General features: G+C 39.2%; 20 protein-coding genes. 7 read left to right on the forward strand and 13 right to left on the reverse strand.

The annotated features are described in order from the left end of the window. The first annotated feature begins 25 nt into the window (after positions 1-25). Both FNN09_RS06800 and FNN09_RS06805 read left to right on the forward strand, forming a co-directional pair. Positions 26-1471 carry a carbon starvation protein A gene (locus tag FNN09_RS06800; RefSeq protein WP_143300799.1) on the forward strand — a complete coding sequence of 482 codons (1446 nt, stop codon included), beginning with the start codon at positions 26-28 and terminating at the stop codon, positions 1469-1471. 104 nt (positions 1472-1575) lie between these two features. Then, positions 1576-2694 (forward strand): nucleotidyltransferase family protein, encoded by a 1119-nt coding sequence (locus FNN09_RS06805; protein WP_143300801.1) that lies wholly within the window; start codon positions 1576-1578, stop codon positions 2692-2694. A gap of 62 nt (positions 2695-2756) precedes the next feature. Here FNN09_RS06805 and FNN09_RS06810 read toward each other — a convergent pair whose 3' ends face one another. The 12 genes from FNN09_RS06810 to FNN09_RS06865 form a co-directional block, all read right to left on the reverse strand. Continuing rightward, positions 2757-3728 carry a mevalonate kinase gene (locus tag FNN09_RS06810; RefSeq protein ID WP_143300803.1) on the reverse strand — a complete coding sequence of 324 codons (972 nt, stop codon included), beginning with the start codon at positions 3726-3728 and terminating at the stop codon, positions 2757-2759. A 16-nt stretch (positions 3729-3744) separates the two neighbouring features. Beyond that, positions 3745-4782 (reverse strand): diphosphomevalonate/mevalonate 3,5-bisphosphate decarboxylase family protein, encoded by a 1038-nt coding sequence (locus FNN09_RS06815; RefSeq protein WP_143300805.1) that lies wholly within the window; start codon positions 4780-4782, stop codon positions 3745-3747. Position 4783: 1 nt separating this feature from the next. Further along, entirely contained in the window at positions 4784-5707 is a 924-nt protein-coding gene (locus FNN09_RS06820; RefSeq protein ID WP_143300807.1) for a GYDIA family GHMP kinase, read from the reverse strand. Further along, the gene (locus tag FNN09_RS06825; RefSeq protein ID WP_143300809.1) at positions 5708-7012 is read right to left on the reverse strand and encodes a hydroxymethylglutaryl-CoA reductase; all 1305 of its coding nucleotides are present in this window, start codon (positions 7010-7012) and stop codon (positions 5708-5710) included. It lies immediately after the preceding gene. A 6-nt stretch (positions 7013-7018) separates the two neighbouring features. Next, a complete protein-coding gene (locus tag FNN09_RS06830; protein ID WP_143300811.1) occupies positions 7019-8014 on the reverse strand; it encodes a type 2 isopentenyl-diphosphate Delta-isomerase in 996 nt (331 codons plus the stop codon). A 36-nt stretch (positions 8015-8050) separates the two neighbouring features. Then, positions 8051-9199, reverse strand: a complete 1149-nt coding sequence (locus FNN09_RS06835; protein WP_143300813.1) for an acyl-CoA dehydrogenase family protein — start codon at positions 9197-9199, stop codon at positions 8051-8053. 141 nt (positions 9200-9340) lie between these two features. Beyond that, positions 9341-11260 carry a biotin carboxylase N-terminal domain-containing protein gene (locus FNN09_RS06840; RefSeq protein ID WP_185968912.1) on the reverse strand — a complete coding sequence of 640 codons (1920 nt, stop codon included), beginning with the start codon at positions 11258-11260 and terminating at the stop codon, positions 9341-9343. A 7-nt stretch (positions 11261-11267) separates the two neighbouring features. Continuing rightward, on the reverse strand, positions 11268-12074 hold the full coding sequence (locus tag FNN09_RS06845; RefSeq protein WP_143300817.1) for an enoyl-CoA hydratase/isomerase family protein: 807 nt from the start codon (positions 12072-12074) through the stop codon (positions 11268-11270). Next, positions 12055-13656, reverse strand: a complete 1602-nt coding sequence (locus FNN09_RS06850; RefSeq protein WP_143300819.1) for a carboxyl transferase domain-containing protein — start codon at positions 13654-13656, stop codon at positions 12055-12057. Before FNN09_RS06850 ends, FNN09_RS06845 begins: the two co-directional genes overlap by 20 nt. Positions 13657-14784: 1128 nt before the next feature. Continuing rightward, a complete protein-coding gene (locus FNN09_RS06855) occupies positions 14785-15444 on the reverse strand; it encodes an outer membrane lipoprotein carrier protein LolA (protein WP_143300821.1) in 660 nt (219 codons plus the stop codon). Positions 15445-15499: 55 nt separating this feature from the next. Then, positions 15500-17980 carry a DNA translocase FtsK gene (locus FNN09_RS06860; RefSeq protein WP_143300822.1) on the reverse strand — a complete coding sequence of 827 codons (2481 nt, stop codon included), beginning with the start codon at positions 17978-17980 and terminating at the stop codon, positions 15500-15502. Between the two features lie 129 nt (positions 17981-18109). Further along, positions 18110-18793, reverse strand: coding sequence for a hypothetical protein (locus FNN09_RS06865; protein ID WP_143300824.1), 684 nt, complete (start codon positions 18791-18793; stop codon positions 18110-18112). Positions 18794-19215: 422 nt separating this feature from the next. Between FNN09_RS06865 and arcC the strand changes: the two genes are divergently transcribed. The 5 genes from arcC (at position 19216) to FNN09_RS06890 (ending at position 24278) form a co-directional block, all read left to right on the forward strand. Further along, complete coding sequence (arcC, locus tag FNN09_RS06870; RefSeq protein WP_143300826.1) at positions 19216-20196, forward strand: carbamate kinase; 981 nt, start codon at positions 19216-19218, stop codon at positions 20194-20196. Between the two features lie 58 nt (positions 20197-20254). Beyond that, a complete protein-coding gene (locus FNN09_RS06875) occupies positions 20255-21256 on the forward strand; it encodes an ornithine carbamoyltransferase (protein ID WP_143300828.1) in 1002 nt (333 codons plus the stop codon). A gap of 148 nt (positions 21257-21404) precedes the next feature. After that, positions 21405-21761, forward strand: a complete 357-nt coding sequence (locus tag FNN09_RS06880; protein ID WP_143300829.1) for a LytTR family DNA-binding domain-containing protein — start codon at positions 21405-21407, stop codon at positions 21759-21761. A 142-nt stretch (positions 21762-21903) separates the two neighbouring features. Beyond that, the gene (locus tag FNN09_RS06885; protein ID WP_221932439.1) at positions 21904-22959 is read left to right on the forward strand and encodes a hypothetical protein; all 1056 of its coding nucleotides are present in this window, start codon (positions 21904-21906) and stop codon (positions 22957-22959) included. Between the two features lie 125 nt (positions 22960-23084). Next, entirely contained in the window at positions 23085-24278 is a 1194-nt protein-coding gene (locus FNN09_RS06890) for a hypothetical protein (RefSeq protein ID WP_143300833.1), read from the forward strand. 58 nt (positions 24279-24336) lie between these two features. Here FNN09_RS06890 and FNN09_RS06895 read toward each other — a convergent pair whose 3' ends face one another. Further along, entirely contained in the window at positions 24337-24909 is a 573-nt protein-coding gene (locus FNN09_RS06895; RefSeq protein ID WP_143300835.1) for a hypothetical protein, read from the reverse strand. Between the last annotated feature and the right edge of the window lie 96 nt (positions 24910-25005).

Below are 25005 nucleotides of genomic sequence, written 5' to 3' on the forward strand. Positions count from 1 at the left end.
ATCAAACCATAAAAAAACAACAGTTATGTGGACTTTTATTGGGGCCATTGTAGCCTTAATACTTGGCTTTATCTTTTACGGAAGATTTATTGAGCGTTTCTTTGGTGCTGATGATAGTCGTCCAACACCAGCTATTAAACACAACGATGGGGTAGACTTTTCACCCATGCCCACCTGGAAAGTATTTACTATACAGTTTTTAAATATAGCAGGTTTGGGGCCTATTTTTGGCGCAATATTAGGCGCAATGTACGGTCCAATGGCCTATTTATGGATTGTTTTTGGCTGTATATTTATGGGGGCCACTCACGATTATTTTTCGGGTATGTTATCCATAAGGCATGGAGGAGCGAGTATTCCTGAAATTGTAGGTAAGTATCTGGGAAAAGGGTTTCAGAATTTCTTACGGGTATTCACCTTGTTGCTACTAGTATTTGTTGGGGTTGCTTTTGTGTCTGGTCCGGCAGGACTGCTGGCCAACCTTACAGGTGGAGGCTTAACGATTTGGTTGTATGTTATTTTCGCTTATTACCTGGTCGCAACTCTTTTGCCTATTAATAAGATTATAGGTAAAATATATCCTCTTTTTGGAGCAGCATTAATTATTATGGCCCTTGCTATTGCAGTTGCCATGTTGTTGGGTGGTATTTCAGGTACTGTTGAAATGCCCGAATTATCAATTTCTAGTTTTGCGAATTGGCACCATAATCCAAGTGAAAACATCTTGTTTCCGATGATGTTTATTGTTATTTCCTGTGGTGCATTAAGTGGATTTCATAGTACTCAAGCTCCTATGATGGCGCGTACGATAAAAAAAGAAAGCTATGGTAGGTATGTATTTTATGGGGCTATGATCGCCGAGGGGATAGTGGCAATTATATGGGCCACCGCTGCCATGACATTCTTTGGGGATGCCAATGGATTAAATGCGACCATGCAGATAGATGGTCATAACCCTGCCTGGGTAGTGAACGAAATTAGTGTTGCCTGGCTTGGGAGTGTAGGAGCGATTTTCGCCATAATTGGTGTTATAGCTTGTCCTATAACAACAGGTGACACAGCTTTTAGAAGTGCACGCCTAACGATAGCCGATGTATTTAAATTTGATCAATCGACCATCAAACGAAGACTAATTATAAGCGTTCCGCTTTTCGCCGTTGGTTTTGTGTTATCACAATTGGAGTTTGCAACTATCTGGAAGTATTTGGGCTTGTCCAATCAAATTTTAGCCGTCGTGGTACTCTGGACTGGAGCTATGTATTTGGTAAAAGTTAAAAAAGCACACTGGTACTTATCACTACCAGCTGTATTTATGACTGTGGTATGTTTGTCTTACCTTTTGGTAGCACCTTTTAAAAATGGAGGCTTTGCAATGGATACTTCTCTTGGTTTTAGTTTAGGTTTAATAGGTGGAGTTTTAGCATTATTTTTGTTTTTTATAAAAGCCAGGCGTCACTATAAGGTAAGTTGAAATAGGCTACAGTAATTCTTTGACATAAAGAGAGATGATTGATTATGGCGTATTGCCATAAAGAACAAAAATAGAGCAACTAAAAAACAATACAATTGAGGTCAATGAATAAACGCTTGATTGAAAATAACGAGAAGCAGTGGATTATAGATGCCTTGAGCGGCAAACGACCTGCCTTAACAGAGCTTTATGATGTGGATGTTCTTGTGGAGTCGGCAGTGAAGAATGGTTTAGCGGCTGTGCTTTTTCAAATGATAAATGAGAAGAAGCTTGACTTTACTTCTGAGTTGAAAGAACAGTTGAAAAAGGCCTATTTCTCAAACATGGTCAGAAATATGACCATTAGTAGTGTGTGGCAAGAGTTAATACATGTATTTGCCGATAAACACTATCGATACATTCCATTAAAAGGCATTTTTTTATCGCAGTATATTTACGATGATATGACTTTGCGCGCCATGAGTGATATTGATGTACTAATGTTGCCGGAGCATGCCGAAAAAATGTACTTGACAATGCTTGAAATGGGGGCTGTTACATCTGAACCTCATTACGTGGCAAAAGACGACACAAGTGATCATCACCTGCCAGGACTGAGTTATAAAGGAGTATATATTGAGTTACATCGAGGTATTTTGCCCGCTGACGCTAGTTTTAATATACCATCGGAGTTTATTTGGAGTAAAGCAATTGATAATAATGGAAGTCTTCGAATACATCCGCACATTAATTTGATATACCTATGCTTGCATCTGTATTATACTGTACGTCAAGGGGGAATCCGCTTATCCTGGTTGTATGACTTTATAATTTATAGTCAATCCGATGAATTTATGCAGTGTCAAGGAGATTTTATGCGAGTACTTAGGGATTTAAAGTGTGCGGATCCCGTATTGGCGGTTTTGTATACTACGGAAAAGCTTTTTGATCATTCATTCTCGTTTATAGAGTACAATGTTTCGTCAAAGACTATTAGAAACGTTCAGAAACGAATGATTTATTTTATCAATAATGAACTTGAGAGTAGTACCGAATATGGTTACGAAATTGCCTTTGAACGATTAAAGAATCAAAAGGGAATAGCAGCTAAGCTTGAATTTATCAAAGAGAGGATTTTTAAACCAGAAAACGCTCAGTCAGGTACTATGAAACGCTTGGCTACCTTGGGCGGTCGTTTCTTGGGTATGGTTTGGCAGAAAATTACAAGTCCTTTTCGTTTCTAAAAGGCAATAAGCCCATTTCTCATATCTCCTTTATTGCATTGTAACTTGTTGCTATCCAGTAATTACACTTCCTGATAAACAGGTATGATATCTTTGACGCGCTGTGCAAAAAAGTCTTTAGTAGCAGTGTAATTTCGTGTGAAACCTAAAAAGAAACCTCCACCGCCCGATCCGCATAGTTTAAGCGTGTAAAGCTGGTTGTTCAGTCCTTCACTCCATAAGGATTGAATGTGTTGAGGAATCATCTCATTGAAGTTTTTCAATTGAAATCTTGAGAGGGGTATTAAATTATTGAACATCATATCTAACTGTCCATTAAGCATCGATTTTATGCATTGATTGGTAAGTGGAATGAGTTGTGTATTAATTTTCTCTTTGAATTTTATATCCTTTGTTTTATCCATGAATAGCTTTACCAATGGCCCTGTTTTGCCAGTTGTTTCGGCATCAACCAAAAAGATTGCATCTTCGTTTAGTATATCTCTTCTTGGAATACTAACCGATGAAATATGCTGGGCATTTTCAAGTACAATAGGGTGTTTTAAGTAGCAAATTAAGGGGTCAATGCCTGAACTGGTACCATGATAAAACGATTCAATTTGAGCAAAGGCCTTTTTTAATTGAAACAGATCATCATCGCTCATGCCCGCACTAGCCTCAATTGCCTTGTTGGCATACTCATGGTAAAGAGCGGCAACCAATGCGCCGCTACTTCCTAATCCATAACCTTCTGGTATTGATGATTCAAAGTACAAACCCTTTTCAATATCGCTTGCCAATCGGCTTGTATCAATATCGGCCACCAATTGGTTGCTTTTTTCTAAAATTGAGATGTACTCAAATAACTCTTTAAGCTGCAAATTAGAGTGTTTTGCAAAGTTGAGGTTGGTGTAGCTATTGTGGTTAATAAAGCGTAATTCGCCGTTGAAGTGGGAGTACGGAATGGTTAAGCCCATTGAACCCATAATAATGCTGTACTCGCCAAAGAGCATTACTTTTGAATAATATATTTCTTTCTTTTGTTCGCTTTGCATGCTTTGTATTCTTGGTTTAATCCTTCGAGATGTGATCATAAATAACCTCGCCATTTTCACATAGAACCTTTAGGTGTTCTTGTATAAATGGTTTAATGATCTTGCTTTGTGATGATGGGTAAATGAGGTGGATATTAGGGCCGGCATCCAAGGTAAATGTCAATGGTATGTGATGATGTTCTCTAAACTTTTTAATGCGCTTGATGGCTCTTAGCGTCTCAGGTGCCATCAGTGTATAAGCTGGTGATGAGCTCATCATCAGACCATGTAAACTCAAAGCTTCTTCTTCACAAATGGTAGCGAAAGCATCAAAATCGCCTGTTTTTAAGGCCTTTAATAGAAGTTCTGTGTTTTTATTGGCTTGTTGTATGCGTCCTTCGCGGTAAGGGTGTTTCTCCATTAGTTGATGACCAACTGTACTGCTTACCGATTTGGCACCCTTTCGAATAACCAATATCGAGTCCTGTAAATCCTTAAATGTAGAATGAATATCCGCTTGTATGGAGATACCGTATTGGTTACTCGCTTGCTTATTTAAGGGTGTTTCTCCCCAAAGAGCCCACCCTGCCTGGGTTGAACGACAAGCGCTGCCTGAACCTAAGCGAGCCATAATTGATGTTAACTCCTCTTTAGCTTGATGAATAGCATTGGCATCAATTTGCATTTGAATATCATAAAGTGCTTTAGCAATGGAAGCCATTGAGCTGGCTGACGATGCGATACCACTGGAATGAGGAAAAGTATTGGCGCTCTCAATACGTAAGTGACCTGTTTTTAGGAACGGTAAATATTCATGTAGCCGATTAACAAGTGTTTGTAATTTGGGTACAAATGAACTTTTGCTTTGGCCTTCGAATAGAAACTCAATTGTTAAGGCCCCTGTTCCTGCCGTATATTTAATGTTTGTGTTGGTTAGTGCTTGCGAAAGGGTAAAGCTGATGCTTGGATTAACAGGTTCTTGAATTGCTTGTTTTCCCCAGTACTTTACAATAGCGATGTTTGAGGGGGCGCTGGATGCTGCAGTAAAAGAAGTATTCGTTACAGATGAATTCATGTTATTGAATTTTTAGCTCATTAAACTTAAAAACAGGCGAGCAGCCCTTATTGCCGAAGTAGGAGTTGATGTATGCTTCATCTTCCTTGGAAACCACCATCATAAAATCGCCTCCCCAGGCACCTAATGATTTAACGTAACCTTTAAAATCATTATAACGATCAGGTTTAATCGCTTTTAAATCAACCTTGTTGGCTACAATTTTTTCATGTTCTTCGATCAGCTGTCCAAAATCATCTAAAGCTTCACATACAATCATTTTATCTGTGAGGTGGTTAATTTGTTGGATGTCCTTGGGATTGACCTCTAGTTGATTAAAGCGACTAATTTCGTTTTTACTACTTTGTTTGTTGCCAGTGTAGATGAAATATATGTTGTTAGCAAACAATGGAGAAAAATTGATCTGCTCTACTTTGGGAGCGCCATAAATTAATTGATAAGTAATGGGGGAGTTGGCCGTGGCACAGGCAATGTCGTAACCAGAACCACCAAATGTATCTTCCAATAAGAAATAGGGCTGAACCCCCAACCATTGAGATAATAAAGAGATTAAGGTAGAGCTGCTTCCCCAACCCCAGTCAGGGTTAAATTCAAGATGTGTTTCTACCTTTTTATGGGCCATAATGTCTTTAACATCTGGTCGGTAATTAACACATGTTTTTAATATGGATGCCAGTTTTTGAGCCAGTTTTGTATTGTCTGTCTTAATAATTTGAAGTGTTTCGTCATATTCAGCGGTAAACCAATGTCCTAGTTTGTTAGATGCCTGCCAAGTTAGAAAGGGCGTTTGATTACTCTCAACTTTTAGTGATTGACCGTATTTAAGTGGGAGTGCCAGTGCTTTAGCGCCTGCCAAAACCAGATATTCAGCTGAGAGTAGTAACTTTCCGTGTGCGTAATATGATTCTATTGTTTCGTTTTGCATTTATCCCCTTTGTTCATTCAAAAAATTCTCAACCGTTGTGTAACTAACCACGCTATCTTTAAAATGTTTGGTGGCCAGTATTTTTTCATCAGCCGAGGCATCCAATGCATTTAGTACATTGCTTAAATGCAGTTTCATATGGCCTTTTTGTATGCCAGTTGTTACCAATGAAGCTACAGCACCAAAGTTGTTGGCTAATCCTGCTGCTGCGCTAATGGCCATTAATTGTTCGGCAGATGGCTTCTTAAGTATTTGCATGGCCGCTTTTGCAAGAGGATGCGTATTGGTTAGTCCGCCTACGGTTCCCATCGCCAATGGTACTTTAAGGGTGTATTCAAAATGTGTTTCGCTAAGCTGTATTGTAGTGAGCGAAGAATAGGTTTTGTCTTTTGATGCATAGGCCTGCGCACCTGCTTCAATGGCTCTGAAATCGTTGCCTGTGGCCAATACAACGGCATCAATGCCATTAAAAATTCCTTTGTTGTGAGTAACGGCTCTATACGGGTCGTTAATAGCTATGTCAACGGCTGTTTTAAATCGTTGAGCAAACTCTAATGGTGTAAAGTTGCCTGCATAAGGTAAGAGGTTTTCAATTTCGCATTTTACAGTGCATTCAACCAAACACTCGGGTGTGTAATTGCTCAGTATCGACATGATAACGCTCGCCTCTTCATTGGCTTTAAGCTCCTTGTGTTGATTGATAAAATTGACCAAATGAGGGGCGATGGCTTCCAGACAAGTGTTGATGAAATTAGCTCCCATTGAATCGGCTGTTCGAAACTGTATCAATGCCTGATGGGTGTTTTCCATATTAGGCACCGATTTAAACTCAAGGCCAACAATACCTCCCCCGCGTTGGCGCATCTTAAATGTGATGTCATCCGTTAGCGAATGAATCAATTCTAGTATCTCATGCTTATAGTTTTCGAGTTGTTGAATTGAGCCCTTCCAATTGAAGAATATTTGACCGTTTTTAAGGGTGTCGATTATTTTTGTTTTGAAACCGCCGTTTTTAGCCCAAAAACTTGCTGCTTTTGATGCGGCTGCCACCACCGAACTCTCTTCAATAACCATTGGCACCATGTATAACTCATCGTTAATAAGAAAATTGGGCGCAATGCTGAATGGCAAATAATAATTAGAGATGATGTTCTCTGAAATATCGTTAAATAAATGTTGCTTCTCTTTATGGAGAAAGTCTTGAAAGGCATTTTCGTACTCGGGAGCCAGGTTTTGTTGCTCTATAAGGACCTTTACTTTTTCCTCACGACTCAGTTTTGAAAATCCTTTTATGAGTGATTGCATATAAGCTTATTTTACTTTTAAAAAGTTATTCGCCAAGTGCCAGCCGTCTTTTAAAGTCTCTATATAAATCTGAAGCTTTTCATAGTCGCCCATAGCATGGCGCAAAAAGGCAGAACCCATACCATAAATAGCTGGTATTTTAGAAATAGACGTTAGGTAGTAACCATCTAGTAAATTGCTGATGCCACCCGAAATAATCAATTGCTTAACTTTTAATTGCTCTTCAGGTAGTTCGTCAACAAGCTGATTAACCATGCGTGTCATGTCCTCTGCGGTATGTCCAACATGTATAAAGGGATTAAAAACTTCAGCAGAGATGGCATTGGAACGGTTAAGCTCTACCAATGAAAAATTAGTGCCTCCCATGGCCGAAAATTCAATGGCTTCAATGGGTAGCTGCAATAACTGACGCAGGCTATTTTGTCCAAATCCTTGCCCAACCTCTTTCACCACCAGTTTTAGTGAAGTGCGCTCAAGAAAATCTTGCAATAACTCTATTGCAGGTCTTTTTATGATGTCACCTTCGGGTTGAAAAGCTTCCTGTAAGGGGTTAATGTGTATGATTAAACCATCGGCATCTAACTTTTCAACCAGCTCACCCAATTTATCGGTTGATTGATCTTCTAGCATGGCTTCCAACTGACAAATGCCTATGTTGGCAAGCAAAGGAGCTTCATCACCCATTATGGGGCGCACATTAAAGTCATTGAAATGTTCAGGTGAATCTAATAATATACGACAGGAACCCAATCCCATGCCCAAGCCAAATTCGGCACATGCTTGCGCCAGATTTTTATTAATGGTGCCCGCTCGCTTGGTGCCGCCAGTCATGCTCGAGACCCACAATGGCATCTGCATTTTTTTACCTAAAAACGTATAGGATTGCTCTTGTTGCTCATGGGTGCCAAATAAAGGCTCATAATCAAAGCGTTTATCAACATACTTGCCATCTAATTTCGAACTAAAGGCTAAATCAATATGGTCGCGTTTCCTGTCTTCCATTCCTTTTTGTTTAATAAGGGTAAAAATAAGCTGAACTTATTCTATTCCCAAATGCTTGCTGATAACAATGCGTAAAATTTCAGAAGTTCCTTCGCCTATCTGCAAAATGCGTTGGTCGCGATAGAAGCGTTCTATAGCTGAGGACTTCAATAAACCTTGACCAGAGAATATTTGCACTGCTTCATCGGAAATTTCCTTGGCAATATCGCTGCAATATAATTTTGCCATGGCTGCTTCTTTGCCAAATGGTTTGCCTGCATCTTTTAATGCACATGCATTGTACAAGGTATTACGAGCTAACTCCAGCTTCAAAGCCATATCAGCCAGCTTAAATGACGTGACTTGGTATTGCGATATCTTCTTTCCAAACTGTTCGCGCTTTTTGGCATAATCCATGGCCATTTCAAAGGCTCCTTGTGCCAGGCCAAGTCCCATGGCTGCAATTGATAAACGACCAGAATCGAGTGTTTTAAGCATTTGGCCTAAACCTTTGTCCTTTTTACCTAGCAATTGGTCTTTGGCTACTTTAATATCTTTGAATGTTAATTCTGCTGTATCAGAAGCACGCCACATCATTTTGCCATACATGCGTTTTGTTTCAAAGCCTTCACTTTCTCTATCTACCAAAATGGTTGAAAACCGTTTCTTTCCATTCTCCTCATTGCTTACGGCGAGTACTGTTGTACCTATCATTAATTCGTTGCTACCGTTGGTAATGTACCTTTTGTTACCATTTACTAACCAGTGGTCGCCATTATCCTGGGCAATGCTTTGCACGCCCTGGGCATCGGAGCCAGCCGTTACCTCGGTTAATCCAAAAGCCCAAAGTGCGTCTCCTGATGTGAGTTGAGGGACGTATTTCTGGCGTTGTGCATCAGTGCCAAAGTTATAAATCGGAGCGAGGCCAAGACTGTTATGGGCAGCCATGGTAGCGGCCTGTGAGCTGTCTACCCGCGCTAACTCTTCAACTGCAATAATGTATGATAAGGTATCCAGACCTTGTCCCCCAAATTCAGTGGGTAGGTCAATACCGTATAAACCTGCTTGTCCCATCTTTTTTGATAATTCTACCGAGAATGTTTCGTGTTCATCCAATTCGGCAGCAAGTGGTGCTATTTCTTTTTCTGCGAAATCTCTTACTTTTAATCTGAATTGTTCGTGCTTTTCTGTACTAAGTATTGACATATTTTATGGCTTATTTTTATCGTTCTATGGTATTTGTAACTGTGCTTTTTTCTCGTTTGATGATAAAGACTGAGACTCAATGTTTCAAACTAGTCCTTTTGGTTTTATGCATGTTTGCGCATATTCTGGTTGATCATAATTCTATTGGTATTTTAGTAATGTTTGATTGAGTTTTACTTGTTGACCAGCGGCGATGTACACCGCTTTAATGGTGCCATCTTTCCATGCTTTAATATGGTTTTCCGTTTTCATGGCTTCCAATACCAGCAGCAAATCGCCTTTTTTAACTTTCTGTCCATTTTCAATGTTTACCTTCATTACCTGCGATGGAATTGGAGCCAGGTATTTATTACCGTTGAATGTTGATTCTTTATTTTCGGCAGGTTTGTAAGGGGGCAACCAGTCATGCACCGTTACAATATTTGAATTATTCTGATGGATGATCTCCACCTTGTCATCTTCCTCAAAGCAGTAAAATTGATGTACTTGTTGCTTGTAAGTGAATTCAAGTGTATGATTTGACAGGGTAATTCCATTCAAATCATATGTTTGATTTTGTAGAAGAATACTTATTTCTTCTCCATGTTGGCTAACAGAAGCAGATAGCTCCTTAGCACTTAAGGAAAATCGAAACTGTTGCAATTGTCGCCAAAAACGATTTTGTAATTTTTTATGCCGATAAGCCAGGTAGGCCATTGCAATAAGACTTGAATGATCGTTGTTGCTTGTGAGTTCATCCAAATTATTCTCACAAAAGCGAGTGTCGACCGCTGCCTTACTAAATGTTTTATGCTTAAGGATGTTATTGATAAAGCCAGCATTGGTCTTTAATCCTTGGATGATTAATTGATGGTTGGCTTTGAGTGCTTTTTCAACGGCCTTATCTCTGTTTGAGGCATGCACAATTATTTTGGCCAACATAGGATCGAACTGAGAATGAATCTCAATAGCCTCCAGAAAACCAATTTCAATACGTGCTTCATTGCTTTTGGGCAAAAGTAAAGCTTGTATTTTCCCAGGCTTGGGTTGGAAGTTGTTATTGGGATCTTCGGCACAAATACGCAGCTCAATGGCATGGCCAAGGAGCGGAACATCTTCTTGCTGAAGAGTTAATGGTTTTTGGTTGGCAATGAGGAACTGCCATTTGACCAAGTCAATGCCCGTTACTTCCTCGGTAACACAATGTTCTACTTGAATGCGGGTATTCATCTCCAAAAAGTAGTGCTGACCTTTTTCATCCACTAAAAATTCTATGGTGCCAGCACTTTTATAGCCAATTGTTTGGCAAATTTTGAGCGCATCGGCATATAAACGCTGCTTAATGGCATCTGGTAGGTTATGAGCAGGAGCTTCTTCAATAATCTTCTGAAAACGTCTTTGGATAGAGCATTCACGCTCATACAAATGAATTGTTTTTCCAGTATGGTCAGCCAATACCTGCACCTCTATGTGCCGTGCTTTTGCTATGTATTGCTCAACATAAAGGCGATCGTCGCCAAAATAGCGTTGGGCCTGCTTACTAAGAATAGGTAGCTGTAAAACTAAGTCATCTTTGCTGTTGCAAACCTGCATGCCTTTGCCACCGCCTCCCATGGCCGCCTTAACCAGCACAGGGTAGGACAATGAATCGGCCTCCGATAAAATCGTTTGTAGTTTGCCTTGCCACGATTGGGTAAGTGGGATGCCAGCTTCTCTGGCAATGGTGCGGGCCACTTGCTTGTCGCCCATTTGTTGCAAATTAATAACAGAGGGGCCGATGAATATGAGTTTATTGGCCAAGCAAGCTTTTGCTAAGAGGTGGCTTTCCGATAAAAATCCATATCCTGGATGTATGCTATCGGCATCATATTGTTTGGCTAATTCAATAATTAGGGGGATGTTCAAATAGTTATCTTCGAAAGGACCATCTTTAAAAAAGTGCACTTCATCACTGAGCTGTGCAGGAAGCGTGTCTTTCTCCAATTCAGATAAAAGAACAAGCGTAGACAGTTCGAGTTCATGAGCTGCTTTTATGATGCGCACGGCAATTTCGCCCCTGTTGGGTATCAATACTTTCCTCATCATTGGCTTACTTTATGTACCACTTAGGCTGTCGCTTCTCAAAAAAGGCCGTGACGCCTTCTTGTCCTTCTTCACTGTTGCGTGCTTCCGCTATTTTGTTGATGCATAGTGTTTCCTGCTCATGAGAATCTAAGTTCTTGGATAATTGACTGATGAGTTGCTTGGTCGATTCCATAGCCTGTGCACTGTTGTTTTTAAATTGTTGGCATAGCTTGTCAACCCGTGTTTGTATTTCTTTACTGTGAGCTACCTCGTGTATCAAGCCTATTCTTTTGGCTTTTTTAGCTGTAAATACTTCGGCACTTAGCATTAAGGCCCTCGCCTGTGAATGGCCTATTTTTTGAATAACGAAAGGGGCAATGGTTGCTGGTACAAGGCCTAGTTTAACTTCCGAAAAAGCCAATTGAACATCCTTCTCGGCAATCACATAATCGGCACATGCCAATAGACCCAAAGCACCGCCCATGGCATATTTTTCTACCCACATAATTAGTGGCTTGGGAAAAGAGTTAAGCTTTGTAAAGAGCTCGTAAAATAAGCCAGCATCTGCCTTATTCTCTTCTTCGCTTTGATGAAGTCCATCTTTCATCCATTGCAAATCGGCACCCGAGCAAAATACACCTCCTGCACCTCTCATCACCACTACTTTTTGTTTGGGATCTGTAGCAATCGTATCCAAAACATTTATTAGCTTTTTAAGCATGCATTTCGAAAGTGCATTTTTTCGAGTCGTATCGTTGAGTAGAATGCGACTGATGCCATGTGATTGGTTTAACTGAACCAATAGATTATCGTTACATTCTGAAGATGCCATATTTTGTATCGTCTTTTTGTTCTTTACTAATAATATTTAATACTAATCCTGCTATTTGTCGGCTCGACTCAGGTATGATTATTCCATCGTCCCAAAGGCGACTTGTACTATAATAAGGCGAGCCCTCTGCTTCGTATTTTTTAATGATAGATGCTTCAATTTGAGCTAAGTCCTGTTCATTTACCTCTTTATTAAGTGCCGTTGCCTGATCACGTTTAATGGTAGTTAATACTTGTGCGGCCTGCTTGGCGCCCATCACTGAGATGCGCGCATTGGGCCACATGAACAGGAAGCGGGGATCGTAAGCCCGTCCGGCCATGGCATAGTTACCTGCCCCATAGGAGCCACCCATTAAAATTGTGAAATACGGTACTTTGGAATTGGCCAATGCATTTACCATTTTGGCCCCGTCTTTAGCAATGCCCTTGTGTTCGTAGTTTTTACCCACCATAAACCCAGTAATGTTCTGCAGAAATAGCATGGGTATATTGCGCTCGTTGCACAACTGTATAAAGTGCGTGCCTTTTAGAGCCGATTCAGAAAACAGGATGCCATTGTTAGCCAATATGCCCACTTTTTTGCCTTCTATTTGGGCAAAGGCTGTTACGAGTGTTGTGCCATATTCACTTTTAAACTCATGGAACGCACTGTCATCAACCAAACGGGCAATAATTTCATGTACATTCGGAAAGGGTTTGCCTGATTCGGGAATGAGGCCAAGCAACTCTTTAGTTGCATATTTAGGTGCTTGAAAGTTATTTTCTTGAACGTCATTCTGCTGTGGGAGTGTTTCAATAATGTTTCTGCAAATGTGCAAGGCGTGCTCATCGTTATCGGCCAGATGATCTGCCACACCCGATATTTGCGTATGAACAGCACCGCCTCCTAATTCTTCAGCACTTACTTCTTCGCCCGTTGCTGCTTTAACCAATGGGGGACCAGCCAAAAATATAGTGCCCTGCTCTTTAACAATTATTGTTTCGTCACTCATGGCTGGAACGTAAGCTCCACCAGCGGTGCAGGAGCCCATTACAATGGCTATTTGTGCGATGCCTTGTGCCGACATGCGTGATTGATTAAAGAATATGCGTCCAAAATCATCACGATCGGGAAATACCTCAGCTTGTTGTGGCAGAAATACACCGCCACTATCCACCATGTATATGCAGGGCAGATTATTTTGCTGTGCTATCTCTTGTGCTCGCAGGTGTTTTTTTATGGTTTCGCTAATGTACGTGCCTCCTTTAACGGTGGCGTCGTTGGCAATTACCATTACCCTGCGACCGTGTACCATGCCAATGCCGGTAATAATACCTGCTGCCGGAAAAGCATCATCGTACAGACCGTTAGCAGCCAATGCCGATAATTCTAAAAAGTAGGAATCTTTATCCAGTAAATAGTCGATTCGCTGACGTACTGGTAATTTCCCTTTGGCCATGTGTTTCTGCAGCGCTTTATTACCTCCTCCTTGTTGAATGTGTTGTAGCTTTTGAAAGTATTCGTCAGCTAAAGATTGATTCAACTGTTGGTTTTTAATAAAGGCTTCAGAATTGGTATTTATGCTTGAATTGTACTTAAACATCTTTTATTCTCTATTCGCCAATTATAACCTTTTCAAAGGCTAAATGTTCAGGTGAAAAGTGGGAATAATGCCTATTTAAAAGGAATAATGTGCGTATTAATTTCATCTATTGGGCTATCCGCCCAAACCGGACTTACTTTTTGTTCTTGATCACAAAAACTAAGGAAAAAAGATCAAGGCTACTTTTTAAATAGTTTTCTTATTTATCTCAAACTTAAGTTCGGCCGGATGATTTCCGAATCAAGTTCGGAACTTTCCGGTCTCCCTAAAGTTTTCAACAAAACGAAAGCTATTTAAAATAGAGGCCATAAGGTTGGCATATTATTGAATCTTGATTAGAATGAGAGATAGTTATACAAACCAAGTGAAGGTTATTATTTTCACGATAATACCCTTGGCTGCTAAGTTTGTTAAACAATTAATAATGTATAAAGCCTTTACTTTTATGAGGGGCATTGTGGTGGTGATCTTACTTAACACTTTACCATTGTAGTCTGGTGCTTCATTTTAGAAGCTCTATTTGGTGCTGAAACTGAAGAAGTAGAGAGGGGAGGATTATAAACAATTGTGTAAATAACAGTGTGCGTAATTTGTCAATCACTACTGAGCTAGGTTGTGGGTATTCGCTGACAGGTAGTTTACTGTTGTTTTTTGTTAGCGAAAGACTAAAATGTGCCGATATCAAACGATATTTTGGAAAACAACGACTAAAATGCCCGATACTGTTGGTATTTGTCTGTTTTAGTAGTAAAAAGTGCCGATACCATTTGTATTTATGAGTCTAAGAACCAAAAAGGCTAAATACCATTGATTTTTGTGCTTTTTACTCTTAAGTGAGTCGATACAGTTTGTATCGAGAGAAAAATAAAAGATTATCGATATTAGGCTTTAACCCGCAATATGCATTAGAAAATCTATTACACATTGAAATTGCTTCAAAACAAGTCACACCGTTGTTTCATCTCAACTCACCAGAACGATGCTATGCCTCGTTTCGATAAAACCTTGTTTTATTGCACTTTCAATGTTCATAACGACATTCTAATACATAATGCGGGTTTAACGTAAAACGAAATAACAAAAAAGCCTGACTACTGCCAGGCTTCACTATGGTATTGATATTTTCTCTTACCTCATGTCAATGACATCAACATCTGGATGAGCTGATGGGTCAAAAACAAAGGTTTTATCGTCAATTTGTTTCGTTGTCTGCATGTTTTTTACAATCACGGTGTAGTTGTTACCGTCTTTGCCAACCTGTCGGATAGAGTATATCTGAAGATTATCTTTCAGAACCAGTAATTTGATACGCGAAAAAGGTTTGTCGCGATTAATCGGGTACAAATCAATCTCATGACATGGCTTTCCATTAATTGAGCCCTCGGCTACATAATTGTAGGTATAACCCTCTTCGTAAATAGTAAAAATGGTTGCTGGGTTTAATGTTTCTTCGTCATCCAAATCAGGAATGGTAATGTTAACCTCGTAGGCATCTAGCATGTGGGTATATAGCACTTTGCCATCAAAATAAGAATCAACATCCATTAGGTTAACCTTATATTTGTTGCCTTTTAAAATGATGTCACCATCATATGTTTCCGATATTTCTTCCTGCAGATTTTCTAGTGTAAACGAAAAGTCGGCAACAATGGAAGGATAGCTTTTAGTTTTTGCCGATACCTGATCAAGTATGGCTTTGGCTTTTTCTTGCGATTGGGCGAAGCCCATTAGGCTTATGAAAGCCAGTAGAAGTGTAAATACGTATTTCATGTTATATGTTTTTTTCATTTTTATGCGTTTAGATGTACCCGAATCAATCAATAACTATTCCAAAAAACAAGTCTTAATTAAATTGTGCTAAATGTTTTTCTAATTCCAATTCATCTTGTATTAATACCTGACGTGCCTTACTTCCTTCGAATGGTCCCACAATACCGGCAGCTTCCAATTGGTCAATAATACGGCCTGCACGGTTGTATCCTATCGAGAAACGTCTTTGTATTAATGATGTAGAGCCACTTTGGTTGGCAACAACCACCCTTGCTGCGTCTTCAAACATTTGATCGCGCTTACTTAAATCAACATCGCCAGCGGCAGGTTCACCATTTCCTTCACCCACATATTCCGGTAATAAAAAGGCCGATGTGTAACCACGTTGAGAGCCGATAAAATCATTGATTCTCTCCACTTCAGGAGTGTCAACAAAGGCACATTGCACACGAACCAGGTCACTTCCTTGCGAAATAAGCATATCACCACGGCCAATTAACTGGTTGGCACCAGGCGAATCTAATATTGTACGCGAATCAATCATCGAAGCCACCTTAAAGGCTACACGAGTAGGGAAGTTAGCCTTAATAACACCAGTAATAATATTGGCCGACGGACGCTGTGTGGCCACAATCATGTGAATACCAACGGCACGTGCCAGCTGGGCTATACGGGCAATTGGCAACTCAACTTCTTTACCAGCCGTCATTATCAAATCGGCAAACTCATCAATTATAACCACAATGTATGGTAAAAAGCGGTGGCCGTTCTCAGGGTTGAGCTGTCGCTTAACAAACTTATGGTTGTATTCTTTTATGTTACGAGCATGTGCTGTCTTTAATAGTTCGTAGCGGCTGTCCATTTCAATGGCCAATGAGTTAAGTGTGTTAACCACTTTCTGAACATCGGTAATAATCGGATCTTCCTCATCGGGCATTTTGGCCAAAAAGTGTCGCTCTATCTTTGAGTAGATGTTTAATTCTACCTTTTTAGGATCTACCATCACAAATTTTAATTGCGATGGATGTTTCTTATAAAGCAAAGATGAGATAATGGCGTTCAATCCTACCGACTTACCCTGACCTGTAGCACCTGCCACCAACATGTGTGGAGCTTTAGCCAAGTCAATTACAAAGGTTTCGTTCGAAATGGTTTTACCCAATGCAATTGGCAATTCGTACTTGGTGTTTTGAAACTTTTTGGCATTAATAATTGAACGCATCGAAACTACCTCAGGATCAGAGTTAGGTACTTCAATACCAATGGTACCTCTACCTGGTATTGGCGCTATAATACGAATACCGAGTGCTGCCAGTGATAAGGCAATGTCATCTTCCAGGTTTTTAATTTTTGAAATACGAACACCTGGAGCGGGCACTATCTCATACAAGGTAACTGTTGGTCCAACAGTGGCTTTTATGTTTTTAATCTGGATTTTATAATCCTCCAGTGTTTTAACAATTTTGTTTTTATTGGATTCCAACTCTTCCATAGATACCTCAGCATTGTCGGCACTGTGGTCATCCAATAATTCATAATTAGGTAGTTGGTACGATGATAAATCAAGTGTTGGATCGTAATCACCAAGAGGAGCATTATCAGAAGAACTCAGAACTTCTTCTTCCTCGTGCTTTTCAATGGTTAAATCAAGGTTTATGTCATCGTCAACAGGTGCATCAACGGTAGGAGAGAACTCCATGGTTGAACCTTTTTCTGCTTCAGCAACTATTTCCTCCTTTAGGGTTTCAGATTCTTGCTCAATAGATTCTTCAATGCCAGCTATGTCAATTTCTATTTCTTTGTCAAACGATGGTTGATCGTCTTCATCAATATCTTCAGTGTAAGTAGGCGTTGCAACTTCATTGGCTACGCTGGTGTCGGTAGTTGTTTGTTCATTTGTTTTGTCAGCAGTTTGTGTCTCTTTGTCTTTATTAAGAGGGCGATTAACAAATCGGTAAAACGACTCAAAGGTAACAGAGAGATAGGCTACTAAACTTACAATTAGTAAAATAACCGTTCCAACACCTCCAATAGCAGCCGTTAGCCATTTACTCATGAAAAAACCATGTGCTCCACCCAATAGCAGGTATTGATCGTTAATGGAACTAATGAAAATAAAACCCAGAGCAACAGATAGCCATACCGAAGCCACAAAGCAGTGAACCATAGTTTTACGCAATGGCAATATGCGTGCACCCAACAGTCTAAAACCAATTACAAAAAGAATAAGCACGACTGAAAAAGCGGCGATGCCAATTCCTTGGTTGATAAAAATATCAGCTAATAAGGCGCCCCGATGACCGGTCCAGTTTTGCACAACCACATCTGAACTTTTAAAAAGCTCCCATCTGTTAATGTCAAAAATGCTTTTATCAGCAAAGCCAGTAAACAGAAAAGAGAAAAAAGCTAACAGAAAATAAAAGGCTATACCAATGGTAACTAAACCAGATATAAAACGGAATTTAAAATCTTTGAAGTTCTTCTGCCAAGCATTAATAGCTGCCTGGAGGGCATTGGTTTTTGGTTTATTTTTCTTGGTCTTCTTTTGGGCCATATGCTTATGTGTTGTCAGAGGTCTTGTTTACTGACAAAAATAATAAAACAACAACCAATAGAATCAAACCAAAGCTAGTTTTTGGAAAGAAGATGTAATTGAGCTGAAAGTGAGGGGCTAAGCCAATGCTTATAATTGTATTAATGAGGCCACAATTTCGTCTATTTCACCGCGTTCACTGTGTTTGTAGTTTTTAGGAATATCAAATGAACTGTTCTTTACCTTTTTAATGTCCACATCTTGAGCACTAAACTGCAATTCCAGATCCTGAAAGCTAACTTGAAACTCCATTAAGGCTCCTGGAATATCATCAAATGGACTGTTTTCTTTCGGGCGATTAATTTTAATTTCCTCGGTATAATAAACAGTAATATTTTTCAATTCAGAGTTAGTGAAGTGTACAATGGCCTTGTTACACAATATACCCGCTATCTCTTTTGTTTCGTTGCTTATAAAATCAACATTTGTTTTCTCCAGTCTTTCAAATAAAAACAGGTGTTCGTCCTGCTCATGCTTATGAAATAGGCGTTGGTCGAATATGCGAAAAAGGGTTGCAGAGCTATCGCCATCGGCTTTTGAAATATACTCCAGGTTATACAAACTTAATTCACCTTTAATCGACAGCTTGTAATTTTTCCCTTTAAAGGTGCTCACCATTTTACTGGGTAATAAGGATGAATAGCTTTTATCCTCCAGTTCGTTAGGGTAAATTATTTTGTAGGTAATAACGCCCTCATCCATTTCTGTTGGTTGAATATTAACGCAACTGGTTAATACTAAAAATGAAAAAAAAACGAATAAGAGTCGACGCATAAAAAAGTGTTTTATCAGGCATCAAAAATAGGAAATATAAAGATGAGGCCTATTACCGTTAGTTGGTTAAAATGCATGGTTTGTCAAAAAAAACAGTGCATTCAAATAAGCAGGTTTTTGAACATATCGCTTGTTCCTTTGTGTTTTGTCAGCACATAATGACTGGATGATAGCTATTTAATGATATGTTGTTGTTTTAATTGTTGACGAAAATGTATTTACTCCTTAAACTAGCATAGTAAAGTTGAAGAATGAACTAACAATACTGCTGCGAACTTCTGTTTGTAGCTTGATGTAAACATGCTAAACAACAGCTTATGACAGATGAATGATAATAGTCATAAAAATTATGGGTAAAAGTTTGTTATATCGCAAAACGAAGACCTATTAATTATAAACCAAATAAATTAAATCTAAAAGCCATGGGCAAATTAGCAGTTATTGCACTTGGAGGAAATGCTCTTTTGAGAGATAACCAAACTGGTACTATCGAAGAACAAGAGCAAAATACTACCGATACACTTGAAAACATCGTATTCTTACTGGAAGAGGGGTACGACATTGTTCTATCACATGGAAACGGACCGCAAGTAGGAAGCATTGTTATGCGTAACGATGCCGGAGAGCAGATGTATAACATTCCGCAAATGCCATTAGATGTTTGTGTGGCCGATTCGCAAGGCGGAATTGGTTACATGATTGAGCGATCATTAAAAAATGTGTTGCGTAAACATGGTATTAAACGCAATGTACTAACCTTAATGACTACTGTAGAGGTCGATCCTAACGATCCTGCTTTTAAAAATCCAACCAAGCGAATTGGTAAAATTGTAAGCAAAGAAGAAGCTGATAAGCTTCATGCTGATAAAGGTTGGGAATTTAAAGAAGAAACGAAATCAACTAGCGGATACCGCCGTGTTGTGCCTTCGCCGCAGCCTAAAGAAGTGGGTAACTGGGAAGTGATTGAGAAAAATGCACGTCAGGGAACCATTGTTATTGCAGTTGGTGGTGGCGGTGTACCTGTTTACACCGATGAAAAAGGCGATATCCGTCCAGCCGAAGCCGTAATCGACAAAGATTTAGCCAACTCATTATTAGCACGACAAATTAAAGCAGATCGTTTCTATATTTTAACCGATGTACCATTTGTTTATGCTAACTTTGGCGAGCCAAATCAAAAAAAGTTGGAATTCTTAAATATTGAGGATACCAAATCATACATGAGCAATGGCACTTTTGCCGAAGGTAGTATGGCGCCAAAAATGAACGCTGCTCTTCAGTTTGTTGAAGGTGGTGGAGATATGAGCGTTATTACCGAAGCAACTAAATTGGTTGATAAATCGTATGGCACCAAAATTACTGCCGAGTACGACGAAGCTGATTTAAACAAGTACGCTAAGTAGAGTAGAAAGCTACTGGCATTAATGCAACCAAATAAATAAATATATAAAACAAAGAATTATGGCATTCAATCTTAAAAATCGGAACTTCCTTAAATTATTAGATTTTTCGCAGGAAGAATTAAAGTTTATGCTAAAACTGGCGCAGGACTTAAAAGCTGCTAAATATGCAGGCATTGAGCAACCACGTATGACAGGTAAAAACATAGCTCTGATTTTTGAAAAGTCATCGACTCGTACACGATGTGCTTTTGAAGTAGCAGCTCTTGACCAAGGCGCTCACGTTACTTATTTAGGACCTTCAGGTTCTCAGATTGGAAATAAAGAATCGATGAAAGATACGGCTCGTGTATTAGGTCGTATGTATGATGGTATCGAGTACCGTGGTTTTGGTCAGGCAATTGTAGAAGAGTTAGCTGAGTATGCAGGTGTTCCTGTTTGGAATGGTTTAACAGATGAGTTTCACCCAACCCAAATCTTAGCTGATTTCTTAACAATGATGGAGCACAGTAGTGTACCATTAAACCAGGTATCATATGCTTACCTTGGCGATGCTCGTAACAACATGGCTAACTCATTAATGGTTGGAGGTGCTATTATGGGAATGGACGTACGTATTGTTGGTCCTAAATCATTACAGCCAGATGCTGACTTGGTTGAAAAATGTGAAGAAATTGCTAAAGAAACAGGTGCTAACATTACCATTACTGATGATGTTAAAGCAGGTGTTGAAGGATGTGACTTCTTATATACTGATGTATGGGTTTCAATGGGAGAAGCTGACGAAGTATGGAAAGAGCGCATTGAGTTGTTGAAACCATACCAGGTAAATACATCGGCAATGGAAGCAACAGGCAATCCAAACTGTAAATTCTTACATTGTTTACCAGCATTCCACAACCGCGAAACTAAAGTGGGAGAAGAAATTTTCCAGAAGTTTGGTTTAGACGGTATGGAAGTAACTGAAGATGTATTTGAATCGCCAGCATCAATAGTATTTGATCAGGCTGAAAACCGTATGCACACTATTAAAGCAGTAATGGTTGCTACATTAGGTTCGTAATTAAACAATAATTACATATACGGAGGCATCTCTATTGAGGTGCCTCTTTTTTTTGCCACGAATTCAAATAGAGCGTATCGCTTTTCAAATTTATGCCCATCGTTTTGAATTTAATGGTTTGCTTTGGATAATTACTTAAGTCGTTCGCATGTCTTATCCAAAGCACAAAATAATTCTTTCCACTCAAAACACTTTCTTCTTTATTGAGGAACAATCTATTTTGTATTGTAAAAGCAACAATTGCTTTACCACCTTTTACCTTGAAAACGGCGAAGAAATAACTGTATCGTGCTCCATAAAAAAGGTAGAAAAACTACTCGATGAATTGTTTTTTGTGCGCATTCATCAATCCTTTATTATTAATGTGAATCATATCAGCAGAGTGCACAAAGCTACAGTTTGTAAGGTGCTGATGCGTAATGGAGAATTATTACCGATCAGTTCGCGCCGTAAGCGCTACATTATGCAGTTTCTTCATAATTCAGTACGAATACAAATTCCCTAACTACACTTTCAAATGTTAAGCTTCTTCACAAAATGGGGCATATATTTTTGTGATGATCATAGAGTCAAAAGTGAATGAGAGAAGCCATTTTTTTGATAACGAATGATATTCACACATGTATAAAACTAATCAAACTGAAATGATGAAAAAGATGAATGACAGAATTGTAAAAGCTTGTTTAATACTGCTTAGCGTAGCTCTTTTTTCGTGTAGTGGTGATGATGGCGAAATTGGCCCAGAAGGCGCACAAGGACAAGTTGGACTGCAAGGTATGGTAGGACCTGCTGGCGCCGACGGATCGGTAATTTACAGCGGTGAAGGTGTACCTTTAGATGAAACGGGACTTAAAGGAGATTATTACTTTGATGCCAGCAATGGTAGTATTTATGGACCTAAGCCAAGCGACGAAAGTTGGAGTGATTCTGGTGTGTTTTCACTGATGGGCAGCAATGGTGCAGATGGAAAAGATGGTGAAAATGGCAAAGATGGAACGGATGGTGTTGATGGCATTGATGGAAAGGATGGAGTAGATGGTAAAGATGGCGTGGATGGAAGCGATGGTGTTGATGGCAAAAACGGAAGTCAAATATTGGCTGGAGGAGGTATGCCTGATAATACCATTGGTAATTTAGGCGACTTTTATTTAGATATTGAAACCTATACGCTTTATGGTCCTAAGGCAAAATCCCTTGAAATGAAAGGTAAGACCGTGTGGGGACCTGGATTGGTATTAAAAGGTGCTGATGGTAATGCCAATGTGCGCACCTTTAAATTAACCGTTACAACGGAGGATTGGAAAGTGACTCAGAACACAACATCAAATGAGTATAAATGGGCCGATTACAATGCAATTTTTCCTGCATTAACCCAGGATGTGTACGACAATGGAATTGTTCTGGTATATTGGAAAAATGGCTACTATCAATACCCACTGCCTTTTATCTCCTATACCATGAAGCAAAACTTAATGCAGCGAACGTATGCTTTGGTTTACGATAATTACGAAGACGTGTACCAATTAAAAATTAAAAAAATGCTAGAAGCTCGTAACGATAAAACGGAATTATTATCTGTTGCAAGAAACCATTACATGATTAAATTGATTACAGGAAATGAAGCAGAACAGTTGAGAGCTGCCACAAATAGTCAACCAGACTTATACAAGGCTGCAGAGCAATTAGGATTGCTCAACGATTAACTTTAACCTCATGGATAGGTGAAGTGATTGCTAGAGTCGGGAATAGCCGGAATGATGTTGTCAACTGAATTCCGGCTTTATTAGCTATTTTAAATTTTGCTTTCTAAAAAGAGATGATTTAAAATATGCTTGGTGGCAAATGGTTCGGAAAACACGTAACTTATCTTAAAATACCAGATATGAATAATGGTGCTTATTTGCATTATAAAATTAAAGCCAGTGATAGAAATTTCACTGGCATTGTTGTACCACCTAATACTTTAAAAATGAAAAACTTATTATTGCTTTTGTGTCTGCTAATTAGTGTGGGCACCCAAGCGCAACAGGCCAAACAGTTTCTTTTAAAATCAGGCTATGTTAAACTAGAACTAACAGGCAACTCAATTGGTGTAAAAGAGTTATGGTGGGATAATTATGGCCAATCAAGCTCTGAGTTGATGAAATATACAACTACTACCAAGGTGTTTGGTATTAAGAGTGTTGAGGAAACGCATTCATTAACAATTGTGAAAGATGGAAAGTTCTGGGTGAGAGATTACATCAATGGAACAGCTACCAAGGGTGAAGTACCGGCTTATCAGGAGATGTATTCGGCCTATGAATCCATTACAGATGAGGAGAAAAAGGCCATGGCAGATAACATGATAGCAAGTATGGGTGGCGAGAAGCTTGGTAATGAAAAGGTGGATGCCTATTTGTGTGAAGTATATAAGATGATGGGAGCAAAAGTGTGGATACATAAAGGCATAACACTTAAAAGTGAAACCAATGTAATGGGTATTAAAATGCATGAGAAATACTCTGAGTTTGTACCTAATAAATCGGTTGCTTCTAGCAAGTTTACACCCGCCAGCGACGTCAAATACCAACAAATAGGTCAAATGCAGCAAGACATGTGGAGTGGGATGGATATGGGAGAATTTGGAGATGACGATACTGATGATGATAGTGAAACGATTGTTCCCGTTAAGTATTCTTTTGAAAAGTTTAAAAAAGTTATGGATGCCTGTACCATAGAAGGGTACAATTGCGCTGGAACAACCTCTATGGATGGTATGCATGCATCTACCTTTATGAAAGGCATGAGTGCTGTAATGATTATTGCCTCATCCACGCAAAATATGGAAGGAATTGAGGAAGTAGGTTTCGAAGCATTTACCATAGATGGTAAAGTTTGCTATTACGGAAGTGATGAGGAGGAAGATGGGACCGCCTTAATTATCGAATATCCTCAGCATGAAATGTTTATTTCCATTGCTGGTGTGCCAGATATGTCAAAAGATCAATTGGTAAAGATTGCTCAAACTCTAGAATTTTAGCATAAAAAAAGCCGCTCATCATCACAATGAGCGGCTTTTGAAAAAAACTAAATATGAGTTAAAAATGATACAAAATACCAGCACCAATACTAAAATAATTGGCACCACCTAAGATGTATTTTATTTCGCCTGTTAGGTTCAAGGCTTCAGTTAATGGTAAACGACCTCCAAATCCAAGGTTAAATCCAAATTCACTGCCTTTTGATTCCATGGCATCAGCCAGGCTTGAAAAAGGGTTTTCGCCATAAAAATCTTCGTATTCGCTAGAGCCACCGTAGTAGTCATCATACTCATCATAATCCGACGTACCGATTCCATCAATTTCAATTTTATAAAAGGTAATGTTGATACCCGCTAAACCATAAAGACATTTGCCCTCGTTATTGAGAAATACGTAATGTCCGTTAAAGTCAAGTGCTGAGTAATTTACATTGTTTTTCTCGAAGAAATAAGTGAATCCGGCATCTGCTTCCCATGTTTCATTAATGAGGTATAAACCTTTTACATTAATACCAATGTTATCAATATCGGTAGCGTAAGTAAGACCAGCGCCAGCCATAAATTTTGAATCCTGAGCCGACATAAAAGTGGCTGAAGCGATAAAACAGGCAATAAATAATAGCTTTTTCATTTTGAATCGTGTTTAAGTTTGATATTCTTTTAATTACAATCCAAAAATAAGGTGGAATAGCGATCAAAGCCGGGTGTACTTGAATGTGTCAGATAT

The sequence above is a fragment of the Carboxylicivirga sp. M1479 genome, assembly GCF_007097485.1.
Taxonomy (GTDB): Bacteria; Bacteroidota; Bacteroidia; order Bacteroidales; family Marinilabiliaceae; genus Carboxylicivirga.